The sequence below is a fragment of the Methylobacterium sp. B1 genome (genome assembly GCF_000333255.1).
GTDB lineage: Bacteria > Pseudomonadota > Alphaproteobacteria > Rhizobiales > Beijerinckiaceae > Methylobacterium > Methylobacterium fujisawaense.
Genome location: NZ_BACT01000296.1, coordinates 1 through 2,814, shown reverse-complemented (window position 1 = coordinate 2,814; position 2,814 = coordinate 1). Strand labels below are relative to the sequence as shown.

Here is a 2,814-nt window from a genome sequence, read left to right as displayed (position 1 = left end):
GGCGCGGCCGCGCGAGCCCCAGGGCAACGAGGACCAGGAGCCATTCACGCCGCATCAGGATAGCTGCCGCACGTGGCAGCCGACGGTTCCGTCGACCCTGCGGATCGCCTGACGAAGAACGGTGGTTCGGGCCATGGCCGAGCCTGTCGCGTTGCGCGCGTTCCATGCCCGAGTCATGGAACGCAAACCTGTCGAGATCGTGAAGAACCGGTGAAATCTCCATTCGTTGCAGGATCCGCGCCAGAAGGTCGCGACCGCGAGATCGAGCCGCCCGGCCCTGTGAGCCCGGCGTGGCTGGAGCGGGCGGCGCTCCATTATCTGGAGCGCTACAGCGCCTCGACCGAGATGCTGCGCCGGACCCTTGCGCGCCGCGTCCAGAAGCGGGCCCGCGCCCGGGGCGAGGATCCCGCGCTCTTCACCGACCTCGTGACGGCGACCGTCGCGCGGGCGGTGTCGGCCGGCCTCGTGGACGACGCGCGCTTCGCCGACACCCGCCTCGCCACCCTGCGCCGCCGCGGCACGTCGAGCCGCGGCGTCTCGGCCAAGCTCGCCGCCAAGGGTGTTCCGCGCGATGTCGTCGAGGCCGCCATGCTGGCGGAGCGCGACGCCCTGCCGGACGGTGAGGCGGAGGCGATCGAGGACCAGGCCGCGCGGGCCTACGCCAAGCGGCGGCGCCTCGGGCCGTATCGCCGCCCGGATCAGCGGGCGGCGCACCGCGACCGGGACCTCGCCGCCCTGGCCCGGGCCGGCTTCGCCTACGACCTCGCCCGCCGGGTGGTCGATCTGGAGCCGGACGACATGGTGTGACGGGTGCGGCATCGCGGCCCGGGGTGAAAGGCGGAGTGGCCTTGCACCTTTGGCCGGGTTGTTCATTGTCTGTTCGATGGACGAGACCCTGGCCAAGAAGCTGCGCATCCTCGCGGATGCCGCCAAGTACGACGCCTCCTGCGCCTCCTCGGCCGCGCCGAAGCGCGCGGCGGGCAAGGACGGGCTCGGGTCGACCACCGGGGCGGGGATCTGCCACGCCTATACGCCGGACGGGCGCTGCGTCTCGCTGCTGAAGATCCTGCTGACCAACTGGTGCCTGTTCGATTGCGCCTACTGCGTCAACCGGCGCTCCTCGAACGTGCGGCGGGCCAAGTTCTCCGTCGAGGAAGTCGTGAACCTCACCCTGAACTTCTACCAGCGCAACTACATCGAGGGCCTGTTCCTCTCGTCGGGCATCATCAAGTCGCCGGACCACACCATGGAGCTGCTGACCCGGGTGGCGAAGTCGCTGCGGCGCGATCACGGCTTTGCCGGCTACATCCACCTGAAGTCGATCCCGGAGGCGAGCCCCTGGCTGATCGAGGAGGCCGGTCTCTACGCCGACCGGCTCTCGATCAACGTCGAGCTGCCCACCGAGGCGAGCCTGGAACGCCTCGCCCCGGAGAAGGACGGCGCCGCGATCCAGGGGGCGATGGCCCAGATCGGTGAGCGCATCGTGCAGGCCAAGGCCGAGAAGCGCCGCTTCTCGCCGGCCGGCCACTCGACGCAGGTGATCGTCGGGGCGGACGCCACCACCGACGAGGCGCTGATCCGCAAGAGCGCGCTGCTCTACGGCAGCGTCGGCCTGAAGCGGGTCTACTACTCGGCGTTCAGCCCGATCCCGGACGGGTCCGCGATCCTGCCGCCGAAGCCGCCGCCGCTCCAGCGCGAGCACCGGCTGTACCAGGCCGACTGGCTGCTGCGGTATTACGCATTCACCCCCGACGAGGTGGCCGACGCCTCGGAGGGCGGGATGCTCGCCCTCGACATCGACCCGAAGCTCGCCTGGGCGCTGAAGCACCGGGACAAGTTCCCCGTGGACGTGAACAAGGCTGACCGGGAATGGCTTCTGCGGGTGCCGGGGCTCGGTGCCCGGGCCGTGGACAAGATCGTGAAGGCGCGCCGGCACGCGACCCTGCGCCTCGACGACGTTGCCCGCCTGACCTCGGGCTTGAAGCGGGCCCGGCCGTTCCTCGTCGCCGCCGATCATCGTCCGGTGGGGCTCACCGACCGGCTCGACCTGCGGGCGCGACTGGTCGAGCCGGCGGCGCAACTGAGCCTGTTTTGAGAAAGGCCGCAGACGCGATGCTCCGTTCCCCTGCGAGCGGACACGGGAATGCCGGCGCGCCGCGCGCCATGCTCCTGCGCCCGGGCGCCGATCTCGACGGCTTCCGCACCGCCGTCCGGAGCCTCGTCGCGGAGGGTGTCCCACCCGAGAGGGTGACATGGTCGGAGGCGGACTCCCCCGGCCTGTTCGGCACCGGCGCGGCGCATGCCCTCAGCCCGCCGCTAGCCCTGCCGAAGCCCGTCGCCGCTCTGATCCCGCAGGTGATCCCGCACCGCGATCCGGAACGCTATGGCTTGCTCTACGCGCTGATCTGGCGCGTCTGCCACGGCGAGCGGCATTTGATGGAGGTCGGCAGCGATCCGCTGGTCCACCGCCTGCACCGTCTGGCCAAGGCGATCGGGCGCGACCTCCACAAGATGCACGCCTTCCTGCGCTTCCGCCGGGCTGAGGGGCCGGATGGGGAGCGCTACATCGCGTGGTTCGAGCCGGATCACCACATTCTCGAGGCTGCGGCGCCGTTCTTCGTCAATCGCTTCCGCGGGATGCGCTGGTCGATCCTCACGCCGGACGGATCGGCGCATTGGGATACGGAGGCCTTGACCTTCGGACCGCCGGGCGACCGCGCGCAGCTGCCGGAGGGCGACGGGTTCGAGGCCGGCTGGCAGACCTACTACGAGAGCACGTTCAACCCGGCCCGCACCAACCTGAAGGCCTGCGGC

General features: G+C 70.8%; 3 protein-coding genes. All 3 read left to right on the top strand.

What is annotated here, in order from left to right; all coding sequences use genetic code 11:
- The first annotated feature begins 279 nt into the window (after positions 1–279).
- Positions 280–807 carry a regulatory protein RecX gene (locus tag I53_RS08640; protein ID WP_078947252.1) on the top strand — a complete coding sequence of 176 codons (528 nt, stop codon included), beginning with the start codon at positions 280–282 and terminating at the stop codon, positions 805–807.
- 76 nt (positions 808–883) lie between these two features.
- A complete protein-coding gene (locus tag I53_RS08635) occupies positions 884–2,095 on the top strand; it encodes a putative DNA modification/repair radical SAM protein (RefSeq protein ID WP_043349220.1) in 1,212 nt (403 codons plus the stop codon).
- Positions 2,096–2,112: 17 nt separating this feature from the next.
- On the top strand, positions 2,113–2,814 hold a 702-nt coding region (locus I53_RS08630; protein WP_043349218.1), incomplete at its 3' end, for a TIGR03915 family putative DNA repair protein.

What these genes read in the sequence shown, in the direction of transcription:
- I53_RS08635 (WP_043349220.1), top strand. Translation starts at nt 884, where the DNA reads ATGGACGAGACCCTGGCCAAGAAGCTGCGCATCCTCGCGGATGCCGCC.